Here is a 24,297-nt window from a genome sequence, read left to right as displayed (position 1 = left end):
CGATTGGTTGCGTCAATGCTCGCCGCAGGCGTGCTGACGGTCAGCCGGAGCGCAGGCGGATCGGCCTCAGGTAGGCGACGAGCACGGCGCCGGGCGCTGACGCCTCCGCGGCACGCAGCGCGGCCAGCTCGGCCTCGGTCAGCTCCGCCGGCTCCAGCAGGCGGCACAGGTGCAGCCCAGCACCGTCCGTCAACGGTTCGGTCCGCCCCGCGCGATACGTGACGACGTGGTGACCGAGTCGCTCCTCCAGCTCTCGCCGGGCCGCCGCGAGCTCCGGCCCGGGCACCAGCAGGCTGTTGAGGTCCAGCCGCTCGGCGAGCGGCGCGGGCAGTTCGGCCAGCACCGGCAGCGCGCGACGCAGCCGGTCGAGCGCGCCGCGGGCCGTGCCGGTCATCGAGGCCAGCGCTGCGGGAACACCACTCCCGCGCTGCCGCCGCCGCGGCGCACCGGTTCGGCGACCGCCTGGAGGCGGTGCTTGCCCAGGAACTCGATGCCGGTGGCGGCGCCGATCTCCGCCGTCCTGACGAGTGTGTGGCGATACACATCGCGCAGGATCGCGCCGAGCGGGCCGTCGGCGATGGCGGGTTCTGCCGACGTGTTGACGTTGTTGGGCTGGAACAGGCGGGGCGCGGCGACCGCCGCGGGGAGGTCCATGCCGAGGTCGACGCGGTTGACCAGCGTCTGCAGCACCGTGCCGATGATGGTGGCGCCGCCGGGGCTGCCGAGCGCGAGCAGCGGCTCGCCGTCGTCGTCGAGCACGATGGTCGGCGCCATGGAGGAGCGCGGCCGCTTGTCCGGGCCGGGCAGGTTCGGGTCCGGCGCACCGCCCTGCGTCGGGACGAAGTTGAAGTCGGTGAGCTCGTTGTTGAGCAGGAAGCCGCGGCCGGGAACGGTGATGCCGCTGCCGCCGGTCTGCTCGATGGTGAGCGTGTATGCGAGGACGTTGCCCCAGCGGTCGGCCGTGGTCAGGTGCGTGGTGGAGCCTTCATCGGCGACGGCGGCCGGCTCGGGGGCGGTCGCGCAGCCGTCGCCGTAGTCGCCGTCCGGCACCCCCGGCGCGACGGGCTTCGGCGCGGCGGCCTCGGGGTCGAGCAGGCAGGCGCGCTCGTCGGCGAACTCCTGCGACAGCAGCTCGTCCAGCGGCACGTCGATGACGTCGGGGTCGCCGACGTAGCGGTTGCGGTCGGCGAACGCGAGCGCCGTCGCGTCCAGGTAGTGGTGCAGCGCCTGGGCCTCGTCCATCGCGCCGAGGTCGTAGTTCTCCAGGATGTTCAGCGCCTCACCGACCGTCGACCCGCCCGACGACGGCGGCGCCATGCCGTACACCTGCAGGCCGCGGTACTCGACGACGGTCGGGTCGCGCTCGATGACCTCGTACGCGGCCAGGTCGTCGGTCGTCATGTCACCGGGCCGGACGTTGCGCGTCGCGCCGTCGCGGACCGGCGGGTCCTGCACGGTGGCCGCGATCTCGGCGCCGATAGGCCCCTCATAGAAGACGTCGATGCCGTGCCGGGCGATCTGCCGGTAGGTGTCGGCGAGGTCCGGGTTCGGCAGGACGGTGCCGACCGCGGGCGGCGCGCCGCCGGGTAGGTACAGCTCGGCCGTCGCCGGGAAGTCGGCGAAGATCGCGGCGTTCGCCGCGACCTGCGTCCGGAACGTCTCGTCGACCACGAACCCGTCCTCGGCCAGCTCGATGGCCGGGCGCAGGTTGCGGGTGAGGTCGAAGCGGCCCCAGCGGTCCAGTGCCTCGGCCCACGTGGCCAGCGTGCCGGGGGTGCCCACGGACAGTCCGCTGACCCTGGCCTCCGGGAAGGTCAGCGGCGTCCCGTCCTCGATGAACAGCTGGTCGGTCGCGCTCGCGGGTGCACTCTCGCGGCCGTCGAGCGTGCTGACCTCACCGGACTTCGCGTCGTAGTGGACGAAGAACCCGCCGCCGCCGATGCCCGCCGAGAAGGGCTCGCTCACGCCCAGCGCCGCGGCGGCCGCCACGGCAGCGTCGACCGCCGTCCCGCCCCGGCGCAGTACCCGCAGACCGGCCGCCGTCGCGTCGGCGTCGACGGTCGCGACCGCGCCGCCGTAGCCGGTGGCGGTGGGCTGCTTGGGCGGCGGCTCGGCGGTGTGGGGCGGGCGACCGGCCGGCCGCACGGACGCGGTGTAGAGGCCCGGCTGTGCGGCCGCGGCTCCCTGAGCCGGCTGCGCCGCTTGAGCCGGCCCTAGCGCGCCGGCCCCGGCGGCGGTAAGCGCCGCGACGATGGCTACTGCTGCTGTCCGCCTGCTCCGCTGCACACCCATCACCCGATCTCCCGTCCGCTCTCACCCCGTGCGTCCCTACCCTGCCCGGTTTCGATCTCCGTGAGAAGAGGAAGGTGGCCACGGGTCGCCGAACGGGTGAGCACGCCGTGGCCGGCCTCCCAGGAGGGTGTCGCGGACATACCCGCCCGGCCGGTCCGCATGCGACCAGAGGTCGCTCGATCATGGAGAAGGCCGGCTCTGGAGTCGCGGGAAACCCGACCTTCTCCATGATCAACCCGGACAGGGGGCCCGTCAGCCGTGCAGGGCCACCGCCCGCCGAGCGGCCTCACGGGCCCGCGACCGGTCGCCGGCGTCGTCGTAGGCGAGCGCCAGCCGGAACCAGACCCGCCAGTCCTCAGGGCTCGCCTCGGCCTCGGCGCGACGCCGCTCGAACAGCTCGTCGGCCGCCGAACGCTCGGCTCGGCCGCTGGGCCGGCGCGGCAGGTCGTCGACCGGCAGGCCGCCCTCGCCCTCGAGCTCGCGAGCCAGCGCCTGCATGCGCAGCCCGAACCGCACCGACCGCCACAGCACCCACGCGCCGACCGCAGCGATCACCACGACCGCCACGCCGATGCCCGCGCCGGCCGCCGTCCCGGACCCGATCAGCAGCACGCCGCGCCACACCACCAGCACGAGCAGTGCGCCGACGAGAACGGCCATGCCTGCGGCCCAGATGCGGTCGCGCCGTTCGCCTCTCACAGGTCGAGGATCTCCTCGAGCCCCACCGTCAGCCCGGGCCGGTCGACGACGCCGCGCACGCCGGCCAGCACGCCAGGCATGAACGACGCACGGTGGAAGGAGTCGTGCCGGATGGTCAGCGTCTCCCCCGGCGAGCCGAACAGGACCTCCTCGTGCGCGACCAGGCCACGCAGCCGGACCGCGTGCACCGGCACGCCGTCGACCTGGGCACCTCGAGCACCGTCGAGCGCGCTCGTCGTGGCGTCCGGGGCCGGCGGGACGTCAGCGGCACGGCGGGCATCGGCGATCACCTCGGCCGTCCGGATCGCCGTCCCGCTGGGCGCGTCGATCTTGTCGGGGTGGTGCAGCTCGATCACCTCGACCGACTCGTAGAACCGAGCCGCCTGGGCGGCGAACAGCATCGTCAGGACCGCCCCGATGGCGAAGTTGGGCGCGATGAGCACGCCGACCTTCGGCTGGACGGCCAATGCCGACCTGACCTGGCTCAACGACTCGTCGGTCCAGCCAGTGGTGCCGACGACGGCGTGCACGCCCTGCTCGACGCAGTGGAGCACGTTGGCGAGCGTGGCGCCCGGCACGGTGAACTCCACGGCGACGTCGGCCCCGCCGAGGTCGCCGAGGTCGTCGCCCACGTCGAACCGCCCGGCGAGCTCGAGGTCGTCGGCGCGCTCGACCGTCTCGACCACCTGCTGCCCCATACGACCGGCCGCGCCGATCACCGCCACACGTAGCGTCATGGGCACAGTCTCTCGTACGCCCGCGATCACCTCCCGCCCTGGTCGGCCGTCGTCGCCCAGCCTGTCACCGGGCTCGCTCCGCACCCACCGGTTCGGCGGCGGCGAGCGACAGGAAGCGCTCGCGGTCGAGCCCACTGCTCGCCGCCGCCAACGCTCGCCACAGCGCCCCGTACGACGGCCCGACGAGCCGTCGCCGCACCTCGGCTTCGACCGCCGAATCGGCGAGGGCGTCGGCGGCGTGGAAGGCGTAGACCGGCGTCGAGCCGGGATCGACCGAGTACATCGCGACGAGCGACTGCACCATGGCGAAGCGCTCGGCAGCCACCCGGTCCAGGCCCTGCTCCATCAGCAGCCGCACGCCCGCGGCCGGCTCCTCGTCGTACTCGGGTGGCGCCTGCAGGTACTTGACCCCGGACCGGACCGCCGCGCCGAGGCCGACGCACCGTTCGACGAGGTGGTGTGGGTCGAAGTCGGGCAACCGCGCCAGCTGCTGTGCCCCGGCCTCGTCGACCACCGAGGGCGGCCCGGCGAAGACCGCCGCGGGCGTACCAGGGACCTGGAGGATGCGCCCGTAGAGGAGCGCGTCAGGCGGCAGTCCGACGGTTTCGCCGAGGTGCCGGACCACCTGCCACTCCCCCGTGCCGCGATCGCGAACGCGGAGCTCGACTCCGGTGACCTGACCCGGCTCGTACACCCGTGCAGACGTGCTCGCCCAGCTACCGCCGCCTCCGCCGCGGCAGTCGAGCTCGGGCGCGATGCGGACCAGGAACAGCTCGAGCATGAGCTCGTCGAACAGGAGCACGTCCGCGGCGGCGCGGGCGATCGCGGTGTGTTCGGCCGCGACCCGCCACGAGTGGTCACCGGGCCCGGGCGCCAGGCTGACACCCGCTCCGGCGCAGATCTCGCGTTCGATCTTGGCGGCGAGCGGGCTGGGGATGACGCCGACCCACCGTTGTCCGGCGGCCACCGCGAACCTGGCCCATTGCCATTCCTCGGCGCGGTCGCCGAGCGTCACCAGCTCGAGCACCTGTCTCGCCCAGGGGCTGCCGAACCGATGCGGTGTTCGTAGCAGGCAGTCGAGTGCGTACTCGAGATCACCGGCCTGTTCCGCGGCCATGGCCTCGAGGACGAGCTCGCGGTCGCGGGTGGTGAAGTCGACGCGGCTGCTATCGCGGCCGCGGTGGGCGGCTCGCCGCTTGGCGCGGCGCTTGTGTGCGCGTGTCTTGGTCATGGCTTCGACACTGCTCCGCCGGACCGGCCGGTTCAACGGCGATCCGCCGGAATGTGGACAACTCCGCGAAGTCGCCGGGCCTGTGGACGAGCGCTGCCAGTTGTTGGCCGGGCAACAGATCCAACCACTCGGGCAACCGCTCTGATCTGCGTACACAGCGTTCGGGCAAGTTTCCGGGCAAGTGCGGTCCGCGAGCGTGGAGGCGTCCCACCCCGGAGGGAGCCACCCCGTGTCCGCAGCCATCACCGCCCCCGCGCCCGCCGAGACCCACCATGGCTATGCCGCCGGCGACGGCCGGGCCGGGTCGGCCGGCCCAGTGACCCGGGCCGCGCGACGGGTCCGGCGCGGCGCAGCGACGACAGCCTCATCGGGCGGCTGAACGCCGAATGGGTCCGGCTGTGCGCCGACCCGGCGACCGAGTCGGCCGTCGCGCGTTGGCGGCTGGCGGAGGTCCGGTCGCTGGGCGGCCTCGAGGCCGCGGTCCGGCGCGACGCCGACGGGGTGTTGCTGGCGCTGCTGCGGCTCGGCCGGTCCGGTGACGCGCTGGCGCTGCGGTCGGTGTTCCAGCTCATGCTCGGCAAGGCGGTCCGCATCGCCGCCACCCACGCGGGCCGCGACTCGCGGGCGAGCCTGGAGCAGGCCGCCGTCACGGCGTTGTGGGCGGTCGTCGCGGGGTATCCGGTCGAGCGCCGGCCGGTGAAGGTGGCGGCGAACATCGCCATGGACACGCTCCGGCTGACCGTCACCGAGCTCGCGCACCAGCGGCACGAGATCCCGTCCAGCCCGGAGCAGCTACACCCGGCCGTCGGCGCCGGCGAGCCGTCCGACCCGGCCGACGCCTCCGACCCGCCGGACCTCGAGCTGTTCGAGCTGCTCGCCTGGGCGGTGGGCAACGGCACGGTCAGCCGGGAGGACGCGACCCTCCTGGCCGACATCTACGCGCCGGCTCCCGGCTACGAGGGCGGGAGGGCGGCGGCCGAGCGGCGCGGCATCAGCTGGGCGGCCGCGCGTCAGCGCGCCAGCCGGGCCACCCGGCGCATCGCCGAGGCGGTGCGTGCGGACGACTTCGAAGGAGGTCTGCGCGAGTCGAGGGCGTGCTGACGACGCCCAGGTGGGCGGACGAGCTAACCGGTGCCGGCGGCGACGGGCCCGGGCATCCGGCGGCGGATCGCCAACGACATCGCCGCGGCCATCGCGCACAGGGCGCCGGCGCCGATCCAGGCCATGTCGTAGCTGCCGTAGGCGTCCCTCGTCAGGCCGGCACCGAACGCGACCAGGGCGGCCCCGATCTGGTGCGACGCGAGGACCCAGCCGAACACGATCGGGCCGGACGTGCCGAAGTGCTCCCGGCACAGGGCGATCGTCGGCGGTACGGTCGCGACCCAGTCGAGGCCGTAGAAGACGATGAAGAACAGCATCGGCGGATGCACCGTGTCGGCCAGCAGCAACGGCAGCACCATCAGCGACACCCCGCGCAGCGCGTAGTACACGCCGAGCAGCAGGCGCGGGTCGAACCGGTCGGTGAGCCAGCCTGAGGCCACCGTGCCGACCAGGTCGAAGATCCCGATCACGGCGAGCAGGCCGGCCGCCGTCGTGACGGGCATGCCGTGGTCGTGGGCGGCCGGGACGAAATGGGTGCCGACGAGGCCGTTGGTCGACGCGCCGCAGATGGCGAAGGTGCCGGCGAGCAGCCAGAACGCCTTCGTCCGGGCGGCCGTCGTGAGCGCCGTGACCGCCCGCCGCGCGGCACCCGTCGGTGCTGGCGGCGGCGCCACCACCGGCTCGTCAGACTCCGGCGCGCCGTACGGACGCAGCCCCACGTCCTCGGGCCGGTCGCGCAGCAGGAACCACACCAGCGGCACCGCCGCCAGCGCCACCCCGGTGACGACCAGCGACGCCGGGCGCCAGCCGCGGTCCTCGACCAGGACGGCCAGCAGCGGCAGGAAGACCAGCTGGCCGGTCGCCGTCCCGGCAGTGAGGATCCCTGACACCAGCCCACGGCGCGCGACGAACCAGCGATCGGTGACGGTGGCGACGAACGCCAGCGCCATGGACCCCGTCCCCAGGCCGACCAGCAGCCCCCAGCACAGCACCAGCTGCCAGCTCGCCGTCATGAACACCGTCAGGCCGCTGCCGGCGGCGACCAGCGACAGGGCGCCCGCCACCACCCGGCGCATGCCGAACCGCTCCATCAGCGCCGCCGCGAACGGCGACGTCAGCCCGTACAGCATGATGTTGACGGAGATCGCGAACGAGATGGTCCCGTGCGACCAGCCGAACTCCTCGCGGAACGGGTCGATCATCACGCTCGGCGTGGCCCGGAACGCCGCCGCCCCGACCAGCGCTGCGAACGCGACGAGCGCGACCCACCAGGCACGGTGTACGCGGGGAGACTGACGAGGGGGCGCGGACACGGTCTGCGTCACCTGACGATCGTGCGGCATCGGCACGCACGCCACCAGTGGCCCGACAGCCACTATGTGAAAGAATCCGGCCATGACCCATCGCGTGGTCGTGCTCGCCCGGCACGGCGTCATCCCGTTCGAGCTGGCCATCCCGGCGCGCATCTTCGGCGCAGCCCGGACGGCGGACGGCCGGGCGCTGTACGACGTGCGCACCTGCGGCCTCGCCGCGGGCCCCGTCCGCACCGACGCCGACTTCGACGTCGTCGTCCCCCACGGCCCCGAGGCGCTGACCGGCGCGGACACCGTCGTCGTCCCCGCGTCGTACGAGACCACCAGTGTGTCGCACGAGGGCACGCTGCCGCCGGACCTCGCGGCGGCGTTCGCCCTGATCACAACGGGCACGCGCATGGTCTCGATCTGCACCGGCGCGTTCGCGCTGGCCGCCGCCGGCCTGCTCGACGGCCGCCCGGCCACGACGCACTGGCGCGGCGCCGGCCGCTTCGCGGAGCTGTTCCCGCAGGTCAAGCTCGACCCCGACGTGCTGTTCGTCGACGATGGCGACATCCTGACGTCCGCGGGGGTCGCCGCCGGCATCGACCTGTGCCTGCACATCGTCCGCCGCGACTTCGGCACCGCCGTCGCCAACCGCGCCGCCCGGCGCTGCGTCGTCCCGCCGTGGCGCGACGGCGGTCAGGCCCAGTACGTCGACCAGCCGGTCCCCGAGCCGGCCGCACCCACCACCGCCGACGCCCGCACCTGGGCACTCGCGCACCTCGACCGGCCCCTGACGCTGCACGACCTCGCGACCCGGCAGGCGATGAGCGTGCGCACGTTCACCCGCCGGTTCCGCCAAGAGGTCGGCGTCAGCCCCGGCCAGTGGCTGACCCAGCAGCGCGTCGACCGCGCCCGCCACCTGCTGGAGGACAGCGACCTCACCGTCGACGAAGTGGCGAGCCGCTGCGGCTTCGGCACCGCGGCCTCGATGCGTCAGCACCTGCGCGCGAGCCTCGGCGTGTCGCCGTCGGGCTACCGCCGCACCTTCCGCAGCTGACGCCGTACCCTCGCAGCGTGTTCCACGTCGTCTTCTACGAGCCGCGCATCCCGCCGAACACCGGCAACGCGATCCGCATGGTCGCGGCCACCGGCGCCCACCTGCACCTGATCCGTCCGCTCGGCTTCGACCTCGACGACGCCAAGCTGCGCCGCGCCGGCCTGGACTACCACGACCTCGCCCACGTGACCGTGCACGACGACCTCGCCGCGGCCTGGGCAGCGCTCGCTCCGGAACGCGTCTACGCGTTCGCCACCAGCGGTGCCACCCGGCACAGCGACGTCGCCTACCGACCCGGCGACGTGCTGCTGTTCGGCCCGGAGCCGACCGGGCTTCCGTTCGGGGTCCTGGCCGATCCGCGGATCACCGACCGCGTCCGCATTCCGATGCTGGCCGGACGGCGCTCGCTCAACCTGTCGAACTCCGCCGCCGTCGCCGTCTACGAAGCCTGGCGCCAGAACGACTACGCCGGCGTCTGACGTCACCCGGGCCGTCACACGCCCGCGGGAGTACCGTCGGGCCATGCAGCGACCCGAACCCGTTCCCGACCTGGACTGGACGCCGGACCGCGCCGCCGAGTTCGGCCAGAGCGCGCTGGACCTGTGGACGGAGTACCTGCGGCGGCTGCCCGGCCTCCCGGTCATGCACCCGCACACGCCCGCGCAGACCCGAGCCGCGGTCCTCGACGGCCGCGACGTGCCTGACAAGCCGCTCACCGACGACGAACTGCTCGCGCACCTGCGCACCGTCGTGTTCGAGCACGGCGCGCAGACCGGCCACGGCGGCTTCATGGCGTTCATCAGCGGCGCCGGCACCGTGCCCGGCGCGCCCGCGGCGCTGCTGGCCGCCGGCATCAATCAGAACCTCGGCGGCTGGCCGCTCGGCCCGGCCGCCACCGAGATCGAGAACCACGTGCTGGCCTGGTTCACAGCCCGCCTCGGGCTGCCACCGGAGTCGTCCGGCGCGTTCGTCACCGGCGGCGCCACCGCGAACCTCATGGCGCTCGCCGTCGCCCGCGACGCGCTGGCCGGCTGGGACGTGCGGCGCGATGGCGTCGCCGCCGGGCCCCGGCTGGCGGTCTACGGCTCCCACGACGTGCATGAGACGGTGGACCGGGCCGCCGATCTGCTCGGACTCGGCACCGCCGCGGTCCGCCGCGTCGCGACGGACGACCGGTACCGGCTCCGCCCGGACGGCGTCGAGGCGGCCATCCAGCGCGACCTCGCCGACGGCGTCCGGCCACTGGCCGTCGTCGGCACCGCCGGGACGACGGAGCTGGGCGCCATCGACCCGCTCGACGAGCTGGCCGACGTCGCGCAGCGCTACGGCTGCTGGTTCCACGTCGACGCCGCATACGGCGGACCGGCCGCGATGGTCGAGGAGCTGCGGCCGGCGTTCGCCGGTATCGAGCGGGCCGACTCGATCACCTGCGACCCGCACAAATGGCTGAACATGCCGATCTCGGCCAGCCTCGTCCTGTTCCGCGACCCGACCCGGCATGTCGCCGCGTTCACGCTGCAGCCCGACTACACCAAGCTCGACGCCGAGGTGCAGAGCGACATGATGCTGCGCTACCAGTGGACGCCGCAGTTCACCCGGCCGTTCGACGCGCTGCCGGTCTGGGTGTCGCTGCTCGCGCAGGGCTGGGACGCCGGCGCCCGGCGCATCCGGCACGACGTCGAGCTCGCCCGCTGGCTGCACCACCTGGTCGGCGAGCACGACGAACTGGAGGCGGTGGCCGACCCGGAGCTGTCGATCGTCTGCTTCCGCTACGTCCCGCCCGGCGAGCACGAGCCGGCCTACCTCGACGACCTCAACGAGCGCATCCTCTACGCCGTCCAGCGGGCCGGCAAGGTGTACCCGTCGAACGCCGTCATCGAGGGCCGGTACGCGATCCGCGCCTGCCTGATCAGCTACCGCACCGAGGCCGAGCACGTCGAGACGCTGGTCGACGAGGTGGTCGCGCACGGCCGTCAGCTGCACGCCCAGCGGCTGACGTCCTAGACGCCGGCCTTGCGCCGCGCGTACGTGCGCAGCGCACGGACGAAGTCGACCTGACGGAAGCCGGGCCAGTAGGCGTCGCAGAAGTACAGCTCGGCCTGGGTGGACTGCCACAGCAGGAAGCCGGACAGCCGCTGCTCGCCGCTGGTGCGGATGACGAGGTCGGGTTCCGGCTGGCCGTGGGTGTAGAGGTGCCGGGCGATGTCGTCGGGCGCCAGCCGCTCGGCGTCGCCGCCGTCCTCGAGGTACGCGCGCACGGCGTCGACGATCTCCTGGCGGCCGTCGTAGCCGATCGCGACCGTCAGCTCGAGCTCCGTCGACCGGGTCGCCGTCGCGTCGACCGCCAGCTTCAGCGCGTCGCGAGTGGTGTCGGGCAGCAGGTCGAGCCGGCCGGCGACGTGCAGGCGCCAGCGGTGCGCGGGGTCGGCCAGCCGGGTCGAGACGACCTCCTCGACCATGCGCATGAGGTGGTCGACCTCGTCGGAGTCGCGCTTGCGGAGGTTGTCCGCCGACGCCACGTACACCGTGACGTGGCCGATGCCGAGCCCTGCGCACCAGCCCAGCAGGTCGTCGACATGCTCGGCGCCGAACCGGTGCCCGACCGACGGGTCGGCGTAGCCGGCCTGCCGCGCCCAGCGGCGGTTGCCGTCCATGACGACGGCGACGTGGCGGGGCAGCCGGCCGCCGCGCACGTACCACCGATACAGCAGCTCGCGCGGCGACCGCATCATCAGCCCAGCACGGCCTCGAACCGGCCGGCCGACTCGAACGGCCCGACGACCGCGAGCGTCGGCGTGGCCGGCAGCAGGGTCCGGGCCAGCTCGGTGACCTGGTCGATCGTGACGGCGTCGACGCGGGCGATCAGCTGGTCGACGCTGGGCAGCTCGTCGTAGACCAGCTCGGCCTTCGCCAGCCGGCTCATCCGGGCGCTGGTGTCCTCGAGCCCGAGCACCAGCCCGCCGCGGGCCTGGCCCTTGCCGCGCTCGAGCTCCTCGGGGGTGATGCCGCCGCGGACGACGTCGGCCAGGACGGTGCGGCACAGCTCCAGCACCTGGTCGACCTTCTTCGGCTGGCAGCCGACGTAGACACCGAGCAGCCCCGCCGCCGCGTGCTGCGAGGCGTACGAGTAGACCGAGTACGCCAGCCCGCGCCGCTCGCGGACCTCCTGGAACAGCCGCGACGACATGCCGCCGCCGAGCGCGGCGTTCAGCACGCCCAGCGCGAACCGGCGCTCGTCGTTGCGGGCCAGCCCGGGGACCGCCAGCACGACGTTGGCCTGCTCGGTGGGCCGGTGCAGCAGCGTGACGCCGCGGCCGGACGACGGCGCGACGCCACCCGTGCGGGCCGGCGCCGGCTCGTCGTCGCCGTCGAGGAAGCCGGCCGCGCCGAACGCCTTCTCGACCAGCGCGACGACGTCGTCGTGGCGAACGTTGCCGGCGACCGCGACGACCATGTTGCGGGCCAGGTAGTGCCGCCGGTAGTAGTCGTTGACGGTGTCGCGGGACATGCCCGAGATACTGTCGACCGTGCCGAGGATGGACCGGCCGAGCGGGCTGTCGCCCCACATGTGCCCGGCCAGCAGGTCGTGCACGGCGTCGGACGGGTCGTCGTCGCGCATGGCGATCTCTTCGAGGACGACCTCACGCTCGCTCTCGACGTCGACCGGCGCGATCAGCGACGACGTGACCATGTCGGCGACGACGTCGACCGCCAGCGGCAGGTCGGTGTCGAGCACCCGCGCGTAGTAGCAGGTGAACTCCTTGGCGGTGAACGCGTTGATCTCACCGCCGACGGACTCGATGGCCGAGGAGATGTCCAGGGCCGTGCGCTTCGGCGTCCCCTTGAACAGCAGGTGCTCGAGGTAGTGCGTGGCGCCGGCCTCGGCCGGCTGCTCCTCGACGGAGCCGACGCCCACCCAGATGCCGAAGGCGACCGACCGGACCGTCGGTACGGCCTCGGTGACGATACGCAGCCCGCCGGGGAGGACGGTGCGGCGGACCAGCCCGCCCTCGTCCTCCCCCAGCAACGTCCGCGTCGACGGGGTTGTCACGCGGCCGTCAGGACTCGTTCGCCTCGCCGGCGGCGGGAGGAGTCTCGTCCTCGACGATCGGCGTCAGGGCGAGCTTGCCGCGGTCGTCGATCTCGGTGATCTCGACCTGGATCTTCTGCCCCACCGAGACGACGTCGTCGACGTTCTCGACCCGCTTGCCGCCCGCGAGGGACCGCAGCTTGGAGATGTGCACCAGGCCGTCCTTGCCCGGCAGCAGCGAGACGAACGCGCCGAAGCTCGTCGTCTTGACGACGGTGCCGAGGTAGCGCTCGCCCACCTCGGGCATCGTCGGGTTGGCGATCGCGTTGATCTGCGTACGCGCGGCCTCGGCGGACGGCCCGTCGACCGCACCGATGAAGATCGTGCCGTCGTCCTCGATGGCGATCTCGGCGCCGGTGTCGTCCTGGATCTGGTTGATGATCTTGCCCTTGGGCCCGATCACTGCGCCGATCTGGTCGACCGGGATCTTGATGGAGATGATCCGCGGCGCATAAGGACTCATCTCGTCCGGCTCGGCGATGGCCTCGGCCATGACGTCGAGGATGGTGAGCCGGGCGTCGCGCGCCTGCTGCAGCGCGGCGCCTAGCACCGACGCCGGGATGCCGTCGAGCTTGGTGTCCAGCTGCAGCGCCGTGACGAACTCGCGGGTGCCGGCGACCTTGAAGTCCATGTCGCCGTAGGCGTCCTCGGCGCCGAGGATGTCGGTGAGCGTGACATATCGACGTTCGGACTCGCCGGCCTCGTTTTCTATCTCACCGGAGATGAGGCCCATGGCGATGCCGGCGACCGGGGCGCGCAGCGGCACACCGGCGTTCAGCAGCGACATCGTCGAGGCGCAGACCGACCCCATGGACGTCGAGCCGTTGGAGCCCAGCGCCTCGGAGACCTGCCGGATGGCGTACGGGAACTCCTCGCGTGCTGGCAGAACCGGCAGCAGCGCCCGCTCGGCGAGCGCGCCGTGGCCGATCTCGCGCCGCTTGGGCGAGCCGACCCGGCCGGTCTCACCGGTCGAGTAGGGCGGGAAGTTGTAGTTGTGCATGTACCGCTTGGACTTCTCGGGCGAGAGCGTGTCGAGCTTCTGCTCCATGCTCAGCATGTTCAGCGTGGTGACGCCCAGGATCTGCGTCTCGCCGCGCTCGAACAGCGCGGAGCCGTGCGCCCGCGGGATCGGGCCGACCTCGGCCGACAGCGTGCGGATGTCGGTGAGACCACGGCCGTCGATGCGGACCTGGTCGCGCAGGACGCGCTCGCGCACGACCGACTTGGTGAGCGATCGGAACGCGGCGCTGATGTCCTTGTCGGCGCCCTCGAACTGCTCGGCCAGCCGCTCCTTGACGGAGGCCTTGATCTCGTCGAGGCGCTCCTCGCGCTCCTGCTTGGCGGCGATGGTCAGCGCCTTGGCCAGCTCGTCGCGGGCGGCGGCCTCGACGGCGGCGTAGATCTCGTCGGTGTAGTCGAGGAAGATCGGGAACTCAGCCGTCTCCTTCGCCGCGGCGTCGGCCAGCTGCCTCTGCGCGTTGGCCAGGGCGGTGATGAACGGCTTCGATGCCTCGAGCCCAGCGGCGACGACATCCTCGGTCGGCGCCGTACGGCCGGCCTGGACCAGGCCCCACGTCTCGGCGGTGGACTCGGCCTCGACCATCATGATGGCGACGTCGCCGTCGGGCAGCACCCGGCCGGCCACGACCATGTCGAAGACCGCCTCGGACAGCTGCGAGTGGTTCGGGAAGCCGACCCACTGGTCCTCGATCAGCGCGACCCGGACGGCGCCGACGGGGCCGGCGAACGGCAGCCCGGCGAGCTGGGTGGACGCGGACGCGGCGTTGATGGCGACGACGTCGTACAGGTGGTCGGGGTGCAGCGACATGACCGTCATGACGACCTGGACCTCGTTGCGCAGGCCCTTCGCGAACGACGGCCGCAGCGGCCGGTCGGTGAGCCGGCAGGTGAGGATGGCCTCCTCGCTGGGCCGGCCCTCGCGGCGGAAGAACGAGCCGGGGATGCGGCCCGCGGCGTACATGCGCTCCTCGACGTCGACCGTCAGCGGGAAGAAGTCGAGGTGCTCCTTCGGCTGCTTGGAGACCGTGGTGGCCGACAGGAGCATGGTCTCGTCGTCGAGGTAGATGACGGCGGAGCCGGCGGCCTGCTGGGCGAGCTGGCCGGTCTCGAAGCGAATGGTGTGGGTGCCGAACTTTCCGTTGTCGATGACGGCTTCGGCAGTGTGAATCTGGGGACCCGACATGGGTCGTCCTCCTGGAGCGTGGCGGGAGGCCGCTCGAATGAGATCTCGTACGCGCCGGTCTTCGATGGAAGCCCGCGGGTCAGACGTTCCCGAGGGCCACAACCGAGGACCGGCCTGCTGCGTTCAAGTCGGCCGCCCTGTTCGGTTGGGCGTTGTTCAATTGTGTGGCTGATATGCCGAGGGAGCGGATCCCGGGTTCGGGAGTCCGCTCCCTCGGCGTCAGCTCATCGGCGCAGGCCGAGCTTCTCGATCAGCGCGCGGTAGCGCTCGATGTCGACCCGCTGCAGGTACTTGAGCAGCCGGCGGCGCTGGCCGACCAGCAGCAGCAGCCCGCGGCGGCTGTGGTGGTCGTGCTTGTGCACCTTCAGGTGCTCGGTGAGGTGGTTGATGCGGTGCGTGAGCAGCGCGACCTGCACCTCGGGCGAGCCCGTGTCGCCGTTGCCGCGAGCGTGCTCGGCGATGATCGTCTCTTTGGTCTTCGTGTCGGTCGGCACGGAACTCCTTGTCGAATCGTTGCGCGGCGCTTCCGGGCATGTCCACCGGCGCACTCTGAAACCGCGGCCGTTCTGACGGCGGCGCCAAGGATACCAGCGCAGCCCAGCCAGGACCCAATCCACCTAGGGTGACACCCGTGACCGGTGGCATCTGGGACCGCGTGGCGGCCGAGTACGAGAGTACCGGCGTCGACTTCTTCGCACCGCTCGGGCGCGAACTGGTGGCCCGCGCCGGGCTGCGGCCGGGCGAGCACGTACTCGACGTGGGCACCGGTCGCGGCCACGTCCTGGTCCCGGCCGCCGCGGCCGTGGGCCAGACTGGGCGCGTCATCGGCGTCGACCTCTCCCCCGCCATGGTCGAGCTGACGGCGGCCGACCTCGCTGGGCGCGGGGTCACGAACGCGACGGTCCACGTCGGCGACGCCGCCGCACCTGACCTCGCTCCGGAGAGCGTCGACGCCGTGCTCGCCGGCTTCATGCTGTTCCTGCTGCCGGACCCCGGCGCGGCGCTGCACACGTACCGCTCGATCCTCGCCCCAGGAGGGCGGCTCGCCGCCAGCACCTACGGACCACCGGATCCGCACGCCGACGAGGCCCGTCACCGGCTGCGCCGACGCGCGGGGCTCGGTGCGGACGCCCCGGACGTGTTCGACGATCCGGCCGCACTGGCCGCGATGGTCCGATCGGCGGGGTTCACCGACGTGGTCGTCGACGACGTCGCCGTGCCGGTCCGGTTCCGCGACGTCGACCAGTGGTGGTCCTGGGCGCGGTCGGTGGGCTATCGCGGCGCGCTCGAGCGGATCGCGCCCGCGGACCTCCCGGCGGCCCGGGCCGACGTCGCCGACGCACTGGCCGGCGCCCGCCAGGACGACGGGACGCGTACGTCACCATGTTTCCTGGTGCGTCAACACGGTTGCAAACGTGTTGACGCACCAGAAGACCTCATGATGACCCGCGAATCGCGGCGAAATCTCACCACGTGGACACCGCACCGGCCACCCCGGCGCCTCGATAGCCGACGCCGCGCCCCGGGGCGGGCTGTTCCCGCTCTTCCCCTGTCCCCCTGATAGCTGCCCGTTCTTAGCCGCGTACGCGGCCAAGACAATCGGGCAGCAGGCGGACGGCCAACGCTGCATCCCCGGCGAACCGGACCGCGACCGACCCACTGAACGGGTCGACGAGCCTCAGATGCCGAGGACGACGCGGGCCTTGGCGACGTCGTCGTTCATGGTGGCGATCAGGTCGTCGACGGAGTCGAACGTCAGGGTGGGCCGGAGGCGCTCGGCGAACTCCAGCATGATCTCGTCACCGTAGAGGTCGAGGTCGGTGCGGCCGATGACGTAGGCCTCCACGCGCCGCGACTCGCCGGCGAACGTCGGATTGGTGCCGATGGAGATCGCGGCCGGCAGCCGCTCCCGCGACCCCGCGTCGGGCCGCACGACCGACAGCCAGCCCGCGTACACGCCGTCGTCCGGCACCAGGCCGTCGGCGTCCGCCGACAGGTTCGCCGTCGGGAAGCCGAGCTCACGACCACGCTTGTCGCCCTCGACGACGACGCCGCGCAGGCGGTGCGGCCGGCCGAGGATCTCCGCCGCCCCGGAGACGTCGCCCACGACCAGCAGCTCGCGCACCCACGTCGACGACCAGCGGCGGGCGCCGTCGGGGGTGGTGACCTCGGGGATCACCTCGACCGTGAACCCGTACTCCGTTCCCAGCTCCAGCATCGTCGACAGGTCGCCGGCGTTCTGCCAGCCGAACCGGACGTCGTGGCCGACGACCACGGTGACAGCGTGCAGGCCGTCGACGAGGAAGCGGCGGACGAACTCCTCGGGCGACTGCCGGGCGAACTCCCAGGTGTAGGGCTGGACGAGGACGGCGTCGAGGCCGGTCTCGGCGAGCAGCTCGAGCTTGTCGCGCACGCCGGTGATCAGCGGCGGCGCGTCCTCGGGCCGGTGCAGCTGCCGAGGGTGGGGGTCGAACGTGACGGCGACGGCTTGCGCGCCGCCGCCGGCCGCGTGGGCGTCGGCCACCATGCGGGTGAGCACCTGCCTATGGCCCAGGTGGACGCCGTCGAAATTGCCGATGGTGACCACCGACGGGCCGAACCCGGGAGGGACCTGGTCCAGATCGGTCCAGCGGTGCACGCGTGTTCTCCCGGGTTCGGTGGCGTTTGACTACGACATTATGCCCGCGCGGTGGCCCCTTCCAGCTCGGCCAGCTCGGCGTCGCCCACCGTCGTCCGCAGCGAGGTCTCGCGCATGAACAGGACGGCGACGAACGCCACCAGCGCGATCGCCCCTGCGATGAGGAACACCAGCGCAGTCGCGTCGCCGTAGGCGTGCTCGACGATGACCCGCACCGGCTCCGGCAGCCCACTGAGGTCCAGTGACGTCGACCCGCCGCTCTGGGTCGCCGCCCCGGCGCCCGGGATCGACGCCAGCCCGTCGTTGATCAGGTCCGTGACGTGCGTGGCCAGGATCGCACCGAGGACGGAGACGCCGGCCGCACCGCCCAGCGAGCGGAAGAACGTCACCGTCGACGTGCCGGCGCCGAGGTCGCGGTAGTCGAGACCGTTCTGCGCGGCCAGCACCAGGTTCTGCATGCTCGACCCGACGCCGACACCCAGGATGGCCATGTACACGCCGATCAGCACCAGCGAGGTCGAGTGGTCGATGGTGCCCAGCAGTCCCAGCCCGACGACGATCAGCGCGGTGCCGGCGACGAGGAACCTCTTCCACCGCCCGAACCGGGTGACCAGCTGACCGGTGATCGTCGACGCCAGCAGCAGGCCGACGATCATCGGCAGCGTGAGCAGGCCGGCCGCCGTCGGTGAGTAGCCGCGGGAGATCTGGAAGTACTGGCTGAAGAAGACCGAAGAGCCGAACATCGCGATGCCGATGGCGACGCTGGCGATGATCGCCAGCACCATGGTCCGCTGCTTGATCAGACGCGGCGGCACGACCGGGTCCGCCACCCGCCGCTCCACGACGACGGCCAGTGCGATCAGCAGGACGCCGCCGGCGACGAACGCCGCGCTCGCCCAGGACACCCAGTCGAAGTTCTTGCCGGCCAGCGTCACCCAGATGAGCAGCACGCTGATGCCGCCGGGGATGAGCAGCGCGCCCAGCAAGTCGATCTTCGTGTCGGACGTCAGCACCGGCAGCTTCAGCGTCCGCTGCAGCAGCACCAGCGCCGCCACGCCGAACGGGACGCCGACCCAGAAGCACCAGCGCCAGCCGAGCAGCTCGGAGTCGACGAGGAAGCCGCCCAGCAGCGGGCCACCGACCGTCGCCACCGCCATGACGGCGCCGAAGTACCCCATGTACCGGCCGCGCTCGCGCGGGCTGACGACCGAGGCCATGACGATCTGCACGAGCGCCTGCAGGCCGCCCAGGCCCAGGCCCTGGAGGACCCGGAATCCGATCAGCGCCTCGGTGGTCTGGGAGAATCCGGCCAGCACCGAGCCGATCACGAAAACGGTGATCGACAGCTGGACGAGCAGCTTCTTGTTCATGCGGTCGGCGAGCTTGCCCCAGATCGGGGTGGTCGCCGTCGCCGCGAGCAGGGTCGCCGTCACGACCCACGTGTACTGGTCCTGGTTGCCGCCGAGGTCGCCGATGATGCGTGGCAGCGCGTTGGCGACGATCGTGCCGGACAGCATCGCCACGAACATGGCGAGCAGCAGCCCGGACATCGCCTCCAGCACCTGTCGATGGGTCATCGTCGCAGGCGCAAGAGCGTCTGTCGTCGTCATCGGACGCGTTCCTTTCCTCCGCAGAGCTCCTCGCGGAGATCGCCGGTGAGCTTGGTGAGCAGGTCGACCAGCTGCCGGGCTTCGGCCTCGCTCCAGTCGCGGAGCGCGGCGGCGACGATCTGGCCGCTGCGCTCCCGCGCGCGCTCCAGGACCGCGTGGCCGTCGGCCGTGAGGTCGAGGATGCCGGCGCGTGCGTCGTCCGGGTCCGGACGGCGTTCCACCAGCCCGCGCTCGACCAGCTCGGCCGCCTGCCGGCTGGCGACGGACGGGTCCACCTGCAGCTGGTCGGCCAGCGCCGTCAGCCGCATCGGTCCGCCCTTCCTCAGCGCGGCGAGCATGCCGTCCAGCGTCGGACCCACGCCCTCGTAGATCTCGACGTGGCGGTGAGTGAGCAGCTTGCCCAGCCGGACCAGGAGCCGTCCCTGATCGACCAGCTCGCTCCAGACATCGCTGCGCATGGCGCGCGTCACCGCCTCGGTTGGTTGACCCCTGCAACTATAGAGGCTAAATGGTTGCAGCAACCAACTTTACTCTCGAGGCTACTCCTGCGACAGGGACGCGTTCAGGCGTTTGAGCAGAGCGGCGAGGGCGTCGACGTCGGCGTCGGGCCAGTCCTCCAGCGCCTCGCCGAACCAGCGGCCGCGGGCGCCACGCAACTGCTGGACGCGGGCGCGGCCCTCGTCGGTGATGTGCAGCAGCCGGGCCCGCCCGTCCTGCGGGTCGGGCACCCGCTGGATCAGGCCCATGGACTCCATCTGGGTGATTTGACGGCTGACGGTGGACTTGTCCAGCCCCATCCGCTCGGCGAGGTCGGCGGCGCGGACGTCGCCGCCGTCGGCGAGTAGTCCGAGCAGACCGTACGCGGCCGCCTCGAGGCCCTCGTCGACCTGCCGGGCGAGGTCGATGGAGAGCCGGCGCACGCGGCGCCACAGGAAGGCGAGCTCGGCCTCGAGCTGCTCGTGGACCTGCTGCCGATCGTTCATACGAACACCGCCAGGTGCTTCGCCCGGGATCCCCGGTCCTCGACCAGGGACAGCAGCCTACCGTCCGGCCCGAACACCGCGACCGGCCCGGGGCCGCGCCCGGTGGCCGGCAGCGGCATCCCGTGTGCGACCTTGCCGGCGGTGCCGGCGTCGACGTCCAGCCGCGGGAACGCCGCCGCGGCGGCCTCGGCCAGCGGGAGGACGGCGAAGTCCGCGGCGAGCGCCTCCAGCGTGCGGGCGCGGTCCAGCCGGTACGGCCCGACAGCGGTGCGGCGCAGCGCGGTCAGGTGGCCGCCGACGCCCAGCGACGCGCCGAGGTCGCGGGCCAGCGCCCGGATGTAGGTGCCGGACGAGCAGGCGACGGAGACGTCGAGGTCGACGTAGGGCCCATCACGGCGGGTGGCCAGCACATCGAACCGGCTGACGACGACGTCACGCGCGGGCAGCTCGACGTTCTCGCCGGACCGGACCCGGTGGTACGAGCGCACGCCGTCGATCTTCACGGCCGAGACGGCGCTCGGCACCTGCTGGATCGGCCCGGTGAGTGCGGCAACCCCCTCCGCGACGGCGTCGTCGGTGACGGCGGACGCGTCGGCCGTCGCGGTGACCTCGCCCTTGGCGTCGTCGGTGACGGTGATCGCGCCGAGCCGGATGGTGGCGTCGTACTCCTTCTCCGTGAGCGCCAGGTGGCCGAGCAGCTTGGTGGCCTTGCCGACGCCGACGACGAGGACGCCGGTGGCCATCGGATCGAGCGTGCCGGCGTGGCCGACGCGGCGAGTGCCGGCCAGCCGCCGGATCCGGGCGACGACGTCGTGCGAGGTCCAGCCGCTGGGCTTGTCGACGACGACGAGGCCGTCGGGATCAGCCACGGTCGTCGTCGTCCTCGTCCCCGGGCTCGTCGTCCTCCGCCGGCTTGCGGTACGGGTCGGGGTCGCCCGCGTACTCGGCCTCGGCGGCCGCCTGGGCGACCCGCTCGTCGGACTCGCGGGCGGCCCGCAGCAGGTCGTCGATGTTCGCGGCGTTCTCCGGGATGGCGTCGGCCACGAACTCCAGCGTGGGGGTGAACCGGACGCCGGTGCGCCGGCCCACCTCGGACCGGACCAGGCCCTTGACGCTCTCGAGCGCGGCGGCCGTGGCCGTGCGCTCCTCCTCGTCGCCGAGGACGGTGTAGAAGACGGTGGCGTCGCGAAGGTCGCCGGTGATGCGGGCGTCGGTGACCGTCACGAACCCCAGCCGGGGGTCCTTGACCCGGCGCTCCAGCGTTTCGGCCGCGATCTCGCGGATGCGGTCGGCCAGCTTGCGCGCCCGCGCTGCATCGGCCATGGCTACTCCTCGTCTTCGTCGTTGTGGATCCGTCGCCGGGTGGAGAGCAACTCGATCTCCGGCCGGTCCGCGACGTGCTGCTCGACGGCGTCGAGCACGTCGATGCACTGCCGGGAGTCGCCGGCGACGACGGCGACCCCCACCTCCGCGCGGCGGTGCAGGTCCTGGTGGCCAACCTCGGCGACGGCGACGTCGAAACGGCGCCGCAGCTCGGCCACGACGGGCCGGACCACGGCGCGTTTCTGCTTCAGCGACCGCACGTCGCCCAGCAGCAGGTCGAACACGATGGTTCCGACGAACACTCGCACCCCTGAGAGGCCATCACCGGGCGTTCTCCCGCTTCACCAGGAAGGCATGCCTGGCGAAGCGGGAGCGACCCAACTCAATGTGATCATCCGGTGCCGGAGGATCAGCCGCGCGGCTTCTCCTTCATCTCGTAGGTCTCGATGCGGTCGCCGACCTGGATGTCGTTGAACGAGCCGAGGCTGATACCGCACTCGAACCCGTCGCGAACCTCCGTGACGTCGTCCTTCTCACGCCGCAGCGACACGACCGTGAGGCCCTCGCCCACTACCACGCCGTCGCGGACCAGCCGCGCCGACGCGTTGCGCCGCATGATGCCGTTGGTGACCATGCAGCCGGCGATGTTGCCGATCTTGGACGACCGGAACACCTCGCGGATCTCCGCGGTGCCGAGCTGGACCTCCTCGAACTCCGGCTTGAGCATGCCCTTGAGGGCCGCCTCGATCTCCTCGATGGCCGAGTAGATGACCGAGTAGTACCGGATCTCCACACCCTCGCGGTCGGCCAGGTCCTCGACCGTCCGGCTCTGCGGCCGGACGTTGAAGCCGATGATGATGCCCTGGTCGATGGAGGCGAGGTTGACGTCGTTGGCCGTGATGGCGCCGACGCCGCGGTGGATGATGTTGAGGCTGACCTCTTCGCCCACGTCGATCTTGAGCAGCGCGTCCTCGAGTGCCTCGACCGAGCCCGAGACGTCGCCCTTGAGGATCAGGTTCAGCGTCTCGACCTTGCTCTCGGCCATGAAGCTCTCGAGCGTGACCCGCTTGCGGGCCTTGGCCAGGGCGGCGTTGCGCTCCATGGCCTCGCGCTTCTCGGCGATCTGGCGCGCGGTGCGGTCGTCGTCGGCGACGAGGAACTTGTCGCCGGCGCCGGGCACCGCGGTGAGACCGAGCACCTGGACCGGACGGGACGGGCCCGCCTCCTCGACCAGCTTGCCGTACTCGTCGAGCATGGCGCGCACGCGGCCGTAGGACTGACCCGTGACGATGGCGTCGCCCGGGTGCAGCGTGCCGCGCTGCACCAGGACGGTGGCCACCGGGCCGCGGCCGCGGTCGAGGTGACCCTCGATCGCCACGCCGCGCGCCGCCATGTCGGCGTTGGCCCGCAGGTCCAGCGCCGCGTCGGCGGTCAGCAGGACGGCCTCGAGCAGCTTGTCGATGTTGATGCCCGGCTTCGCCGCGACGTCGACGAACATGGTGTCGCCGCCGTACTCCTCGGCCACCAGGTTGTACTCGGTGAGCTGCTGGCGGATCTTCGCGGGGTTGGCGCCCTCGACGTCGATCTTGTTGACCGCGACCACGATCGGGACGCCGGCCGCCTGGGCGTGGTTCAGCGCCTCGATGGTCTGCGGCATCACGCCGTCGTCGGCCGCCACCACGAGGATGACGATGTCGGTCACCTGCGCACCACGGGCACGCATGGCGGTGAACGCCTCGTGACCCGGGGTGTCGATGAAGGTGATGGCCCGCTGCTCGCCCTCGTGCTCGACGTAGACCTGGTAGGCACCGATGTGCTGGGTGATGCCGCCGGCCTCGGACTCGACGATGTTCTCCTTGCGGATGGCGTCGAGCAGCTTCGTCTTACCGTGGTCGACGTGGCCCATGACGGTGACCACCGGGGGCCGCGCGACGGCGTTGGTGTCGTCCTCGGCCTCGAAGTCGATGTCGAACGACTCCAGCAGCTCGCGGTCCTCGTCCTCCGGCGACACCATCTGGATGTCGTAGCCGAGCTCCTCGCCCAGCACCCGGAAGGTGTCTTCGTCCACCGACTGGGTGGCCGTGACCATCTCGCCCAGGCCGAACAGCACCTGGACCAGCTGCGCGGGGTCGACGTCGATGCGCTCGGCGAAGTCGGCCAGCGACGCACCGCGAGGCAGCCGGACGGTGTCGCCGTTGCCGCGCGGCAGCCGTACGCCACCGATGCTCGGCGCCTGCATGTTGTCGTATTCCTGGCGCTTCTGCCGCTTGCTCTTGCGGCTCTTCGCCGGCTTGCCGCCGGGACGGCCGAACGCGCCGGCCGTGCCACCGCGGCCGCGGCCACCGCCGCCACCGGGACGGCCACCGCCGCCGGGGCCGCCGAAGCCGCCGCCACCGCCCGGGCGGCCACCGCCACCCGGGCCGCCGCCGAAGCCGCCGCCGCCACCGGGACGGCCACCGCCCATGCCGGGACGGCCGCCACCGCCGCCGCCACCAGGACGGCCACCGCGGTCACCGCCGGGACGGCCACCGCGCTCGCCCGGGCCACTGGGCCGCTGCGACGGGCGCGGCGGCATCATGCCGGGGTTCGGGCGCGGGCCGCCGGCACCCGGGCCACCGCCCGGACGCGGCGCCGGAGCGCTGGGCCGCGGGCCGCCCGGCCCGGCAGCGCCACGGCCGTCGGCGTCGCGGCGCGAGCCGGGACGCTGCATGCCGGTGGAGCCACCGGACGAGAACGGGTTGTTGCCCGGCCGCGGGCCGCCGCCGGGACGAGGCCGGCCCATACCGGTGCTCTCGCCGCCGAACGGGTTGTTGCCCGGTCGCGGCCCGGCCGGCCGGGGTGCGGCGGGACCCGGCTTCGGGGCACCCGGACGGGCGCCGCCGCCGGGCCGCTGGCCCTGGTCGGGGGCGGGACGCTGACCCTGGCCGGCGCCTGGGCGCTGACCGGGGCCGGGACGCGGCCCCTGACCGGTGCCCGGCGTTGCCGGGCGCGGACTCGGCGCGGGCGCCGGGCCTGGCCGCGGGGCCTGGGTGGGC

General features: G+C 72.6%; 23 protein-coding genes. 5 read left to right on the top strand and 18 right to left on the bottom strand.

Going from position 1 to position 24,297, the window contains the following annotated elements; genetic code table 11:
• Nucleotides 1-40: 40 nt before the first annotated feature.
• From E1262_RS14770 to E1262_RS14750, 5 genes are all read right to left on the bottom strand, one after another.
• Entirely contained in the window at nucleotides 41-394 is a 354-nt protein-coding gene (locus E1262_RS14770) for a hypothetical protein (protein ID WP_132103903.1), read from the bottom strand.
• Nucleotides 391-2,292 carry a gamma-glutamyltransferase gene (gene ggt / locus E1262_RS14765; protein ID WP_132103902.1) on the bottom strand — a complete coding sequence of 634 codons (1,902 nt, stop codon included), beginning with the start codon at nucleotides 2,290-2,292 and terminating at the stop codon, nucleotides 391-393. The genes E1262_RS14770 and ggt overlap by 4 nt, the downstream gene beginning before the upstream one ends.
• A 252-nt stretch (nucleotides 2,293-2,544) precedes the next feature.
• Complete coding sequence (locus tag E1262_RS14760) at nucleotides 2,545-2,991, bottom strand: hypothetical protein (protein WP_238992937.1); 447 nt, start codon at nucleotides 2,989-2,991, stop codon at nucleotides 2,545-2,547.
• The gene (dapB, locus tag E1262_RS14755; protein WP_132103901.1) at nucleotides 2,988-3,728 is read right to left on the bottom strand and encodes a 4-hydroxy-tetrahydrodipicolinate reductase; all 741 of its coding nucleotides are present in this window, start codon (nucleotides 3,726-3,728) and stop codon (nucleotides 2,988-2,990) included. The genes E1262_RS14760 and dapB overlap by 4 nt, the downstream gene beginning before the upstream one ends.
• 64 nt (nucleotides 3,729-3,792) lie before the next feature.
• The gene (locus E1262_RS14750) at nucleotides 3,793-4,959 is read right to left on the bottom strand and encodes a hypothetical protein (protein ID WP_132103900.1); all 1,167 of its coding nucleotides are present in this window, start codon (nucleotides 4,957-4,959) and stop codon (nucleotides 3,793-3,795) included.
• A 501-nt stretch (nucleotides 4,960-5,460) separates the two neighbouring features.
• Here E1262_RS14750 and E1262_RS14745 point away from each other — a divergent pair.
• Nucleotides 5,461-6,060 (top strand): hypothetical protein, encoded by a 600-nt coding sequence (locus E1262_RS14745; protein WP_132103899.1) that lies wholly within the window; start codon nucleotides 5,461-5,463, stop codon nucleotides 6,058-6,060.
• 23 nt (nucleotides 6,061-6,083) lie between these two features.
• On the opposite strand, the gene E1262_RS14740 is transcribed toward E1262_RS14745, so the two are convergent.
• Nucleotides 6,084-7,403: an MFS transporter gene (locus tag E1262_RS14740; protein WP_132103898.1), complete on the bottom strand. Its 1,320-nt coding sequence runs from the start codon at nucleotides 7,401-7,403 to the stop codon at nucleotides 6,084-6,086.
• 52 nt (nucleotides 7,404-7,455) lie between these two features.
• Here E1262_RS14740 and E1262_RS14735 point away from each other — a divergent pair, with 52 nt between their 5' ends.
• The 3 genes from E1262_RS14735 to E1262_RS14725 are packed head-to-tail and all read left to right on the top strand — an operon-like array spanning nucleotide 7,456 to nucleotide 10,419.
• Nucleotides 7,456-8,415, top strand: a complete 960-nt coding sequence (locus tag E1262_RS14735) for a GlxA family transcriptional regulator (RefSeq protein WP_132103897.1) — start codon at nucleotides 7,456-7,458, stop codon at nucleotides 8,413-8,415.
• 17 nt (nucleotides 8,416-8,432) lie between these two features.
• A complete protein-coding gene (locus tag E1262_RS14730) occupies nucleotides 8,433-8,894 on the top strand; it encodes a tRNA (cytidine(34)-2'-O)-methyltransferase (protein WP_132103896.1) in 462 nt (153 codons plus the stop codon).
• 43 nt (nucleotides 8,895-8,937) lie between these two features.
• On the top strand, nucleotides 8,938-10,419 hold the full coding sequence (locus tag E1262_RS14725; RefSeq protein ID WP_132103895.1) for a pyridoxal phosphate-dependent decarboxylase family protein: 1,482 nt from the start codon (nucleotides 8,938-8,940) through the stop codon (nucleotides 10,417-10,419).
• Here E1262_RS14725 and uppS read toward each other — a convergent pair.
• From uppS to rpsO, 4 genes are all read right to left on the bottom strand, one after another.
• Nucleotides 10,416-11,147, bottom strand: coding sequence for a polyprenyl diphosphate synthase (uppS, locus tag E1262_RS14720; protein ID WP_132103894.1), 732 nt, complete (start codon nucleotides 11,145-11,147; stop codon nucleotides 10,416-10,418). The genes E1262_RS14725 and uppS overlap by 4 nt on opposite strands.
• Complete coding sequence (locus E1262_RS14715; protein ID WP_132103893.1) at nucleotides 11,147-12,466, bottom strand: M16 family metallopeptidase; 1,320 nt, start codon at nucleotides 12,464-12,466, stop codon at nucleotides 11,147-11,149. The genes uppS and E1262_RS14715 overlap by 1 nt, the downstream gene beginning before the upstream one ends.
• Nucleotides 12,467-12,473: 7 nt before the next feature.
• Nucleotides 12,474-14,708 (bottom strand): polyribonucleotide nucleotidyltransferase, encoded by a 2,235-nt coding sequence (locus E1262_RS14710; RefSeq protein WP_132103892.1) that lies wholly within the window; start codon nucleotides 14,706-14,708, stop codon nucleotides 12,474-12,476.
• A 224-nt stretch (nucleotides 14,709-14,932) separates the two neighbouring features.
• Complete coding sequence (gene rpsO / locus E1262_RS14705) at nucleotides 14,933-15,202, bottom strand: 30S ribosomal protein S15 (RefSeq protein ID WP_131977549.1); 270 nt, start codon at nucleotides 15,200-15,202, stop codon at nucleotides 14,933-14,935.
• 137 nt (nucleotides 15,203-15,339) lie between these two features.
• Here rpsO and E1262_RS14700 point away from each other — a divergent pair, with 137 nt between their 5' ends.
• Entirely contained in the window at nucleotides 15,340-16,269 is a 930-nt protein-coding gene (locus E1262_RS14700; protein ID WP_162605914.1) for a class I SAM-dependent methyltransferase, read from the top strand.
• 117 nt (nucleotides 16,270-16,386) lie between these two features.
• Here E1262_RS14700 and E1262_RS14695 read toward each other — a convergent pair whose 3' ends face one another.
• The 8 genes from E1262_RS14695 to infB form a co-directional block, all read right to left on the bottom strand.
• Nucleotides 16,387-17,346 carry a bifunctional riboflavin kinase/FAD synthetase gene (locus E1262_RS14695; protein ID WP_132103890.1) on the bottom strand — a complete coding sequence of 320 codons (960 nt, stop codon included), beginning with the start codon at nucleotides 17,344-17,346 and terminating at the stop codon, nucleotides 16,387-16,389.
• A 38-nt stretch (nucleotides 17,347-17,384) separates the two neighbouring features.
• Nucleotides 17,385-18,923: an MFS transporter gene (locus tag E1262_RS14690; RefSeq protein ID WP_132103889.1), complete on the bottom strand. Its 1,539-nt coding sequence runs from the start codon at nucleotides 18,921-18,923 to the stop codon at nucleotides 17,385-17,387.
• A gap of 29 nt (nucleotides 18,924-18,952) precedes the next feature.
• Nucleotides 18,953-19,414, bottom strand: a complete 462-nt coding sequence (locus tag E1262_RS14685) for a MarR family winged helix-turn-helix transcriptional regulator (RefSeq protein ID WP_132103888.1) — start codon at nucleotides 19,412-19,414, stop codon at nucleotides 18,953-18,955.
• An 81-nt stretch (nucleotides 19,415-19,495) separates the two neighbouring features.
• On the bottom strand, nucleotides 19,496-19,939 hold the full coding sequence (locus E1262_RS14680; protein ID WP_132103887.1) for a MarR family winged helix-turn-helix transcriptional regulator: 444 nt from the start codon (nucleotides 19,937-19,939) through the stop codon (nucleotides 19,496-19,498).
• Nucleotides 19,936-20,808, bottom strand: coding sequence for a tRNA pseudouridine(55) synthase TruB (truB, locus tag E1262_RS14675; RefSeq protein ID WP_132103886.1), 873 nt, complete (start codon nucleotides 20,806-20,808; stop codon nucleotides 19,936-19,938). Before truB ends, E1262_RS14680 begins: the two co-directional genes overlap by 4 nt.
• A complete protein-coding gene (gene rbfA / locus E1262_RS14670) occupies nucleotides 20,801-21,262 on the bottom strand; it encodes a 30S ribosome-binding factor RbfA (RefSeq protein ID WP_132103885.1) in 462 nt (153 codons plus the stop codon). The genes truB and rbfA overlap by 8 nt, the downstream gene beginning before the upstream one ends.
• Nucleotides 21,263-21,264: 2 nt before the next feature.
• Entirely contained in the window at nucleotides 21,265-21,564 is a 300-nt protein-coding gene (locus tag E1262_RS14665; protein WP_132103973.1) for a DUF503 domain-containing protein, read from the bottom strand.
• A gap of 107 nt (nucleotides 21,565-21,671) precedes the next feature.
• The coding region (gene infB / locus E1262_RS14660; RefSeq protein ID WP_132103884.1) for a translation initiation factor IF-2 at nucleotides 21,672-24,297 on the bottom strand (2,626 nt) is incomplete at its 5' end.

Origin of the sequence: Jiangella aurantiaca, from assembly GCF_004349105.1 — a bacterium.
In the GTDB taxonomy this organism is placed as follows: domain Bacteria; phylum Actinomycetota; class Actinomycetes; order Jiangellales; family Jiangellaceae; genus Jiangella; species Jiangella aurantiaca.
The sequence above is the reverse complement of the archived record's forward strand: the minus strand, read 5'-3'. Positions and strand labels throughout refer to the sequence as shown.

Coding starts and splice junctions, on each gene's coding strand:
- E1262_RS14770 (WP_132103903.1), bottom strand. CDS start 394: ATGACCGGCACGGCCCGCGGCGCGCTCGACCGGCTGCGTCGCGCGCTG.
- ggt (WP_132103902.1), bottom strand. CDS start 2,292: ATGGGTGTGCAGCGGAGCAGGCGGACAGCAGCAGTAGCCATCGTCGCG.
- dapB (WP_132103901.1), bottom strand. CDS start 3,728: ATGACGCTACGTGTGGCGGTGATCGGCGCGGCCGGTCGTATGGGGCAG.
- E1262_RS14750 (WP_132103900.1), bottom strand. CDS start 4,959: ATGACCAAGACACGCGCACACAAGCGCCGCGCCAAGCGGCGAGCCGCC.
- E1262_RS14740 (WP_132103898.1), bottom strand. CDS start 7,403: ATGCCGCACGATCGTCAGGTGACGCAGACCGTGTCCGCGCCCCCTCGT.
- E1262_RS14735 (WP_132103897.1), top strand. CDS start 7,456: ATGACCCATCGCGTGGTCGTGCTCGCCCGGCACGGCGTCATCCCGTTC.
- E1262_RS14725 (WP_132103895.1), top strand. CDS start 8,938: ATGCAGCGACCCGAACCCGTTCCCGACCTGGACTGGACGCCGGACCGC.
- uppS (WP_132103894.1), bottom strand. CDS start 11,147: ATGATGCGGTCGCCGCGCGAGCTGCTGTATCGGTGGTACGTGCGCGGC.
- E1262_RS14710 (WP_132103892.1), bottom strand. CDS start 14,708: ATGTCGGGTCCCCAGATTCACACTGCCGAAGCCGTCATCGACAACGGA.
- E1262_RS14690 (WP_132103889.1), bottom strand. CDS start 18,923: ATGACCCATCGACAGGTGCTGGAGGCGATGTCCGGGCTGCTGCTCGCC.
- E1262_RS14685 (WP_132103888.1), bottom strand. CDS start 19,414: ATGCGCAGCGATGTCTGGAGCGAGCTGGTCGATCAGGGACGGCTCCTG.
- E1262_RS14680 (WP_132103887.1), bottom strand. CDS start 19,939: ATGAACGATCGGCAGCAGGTCCACGAGCAGCTCGAGGCCGAGCTCGCC.
- rbfA (WP_132103885.1), bottom strand. CDS start 21,262: ATGGCCGATGCAGCGCGGGCGCGCAAGCTGGCCGACCGCATCCGCGAG.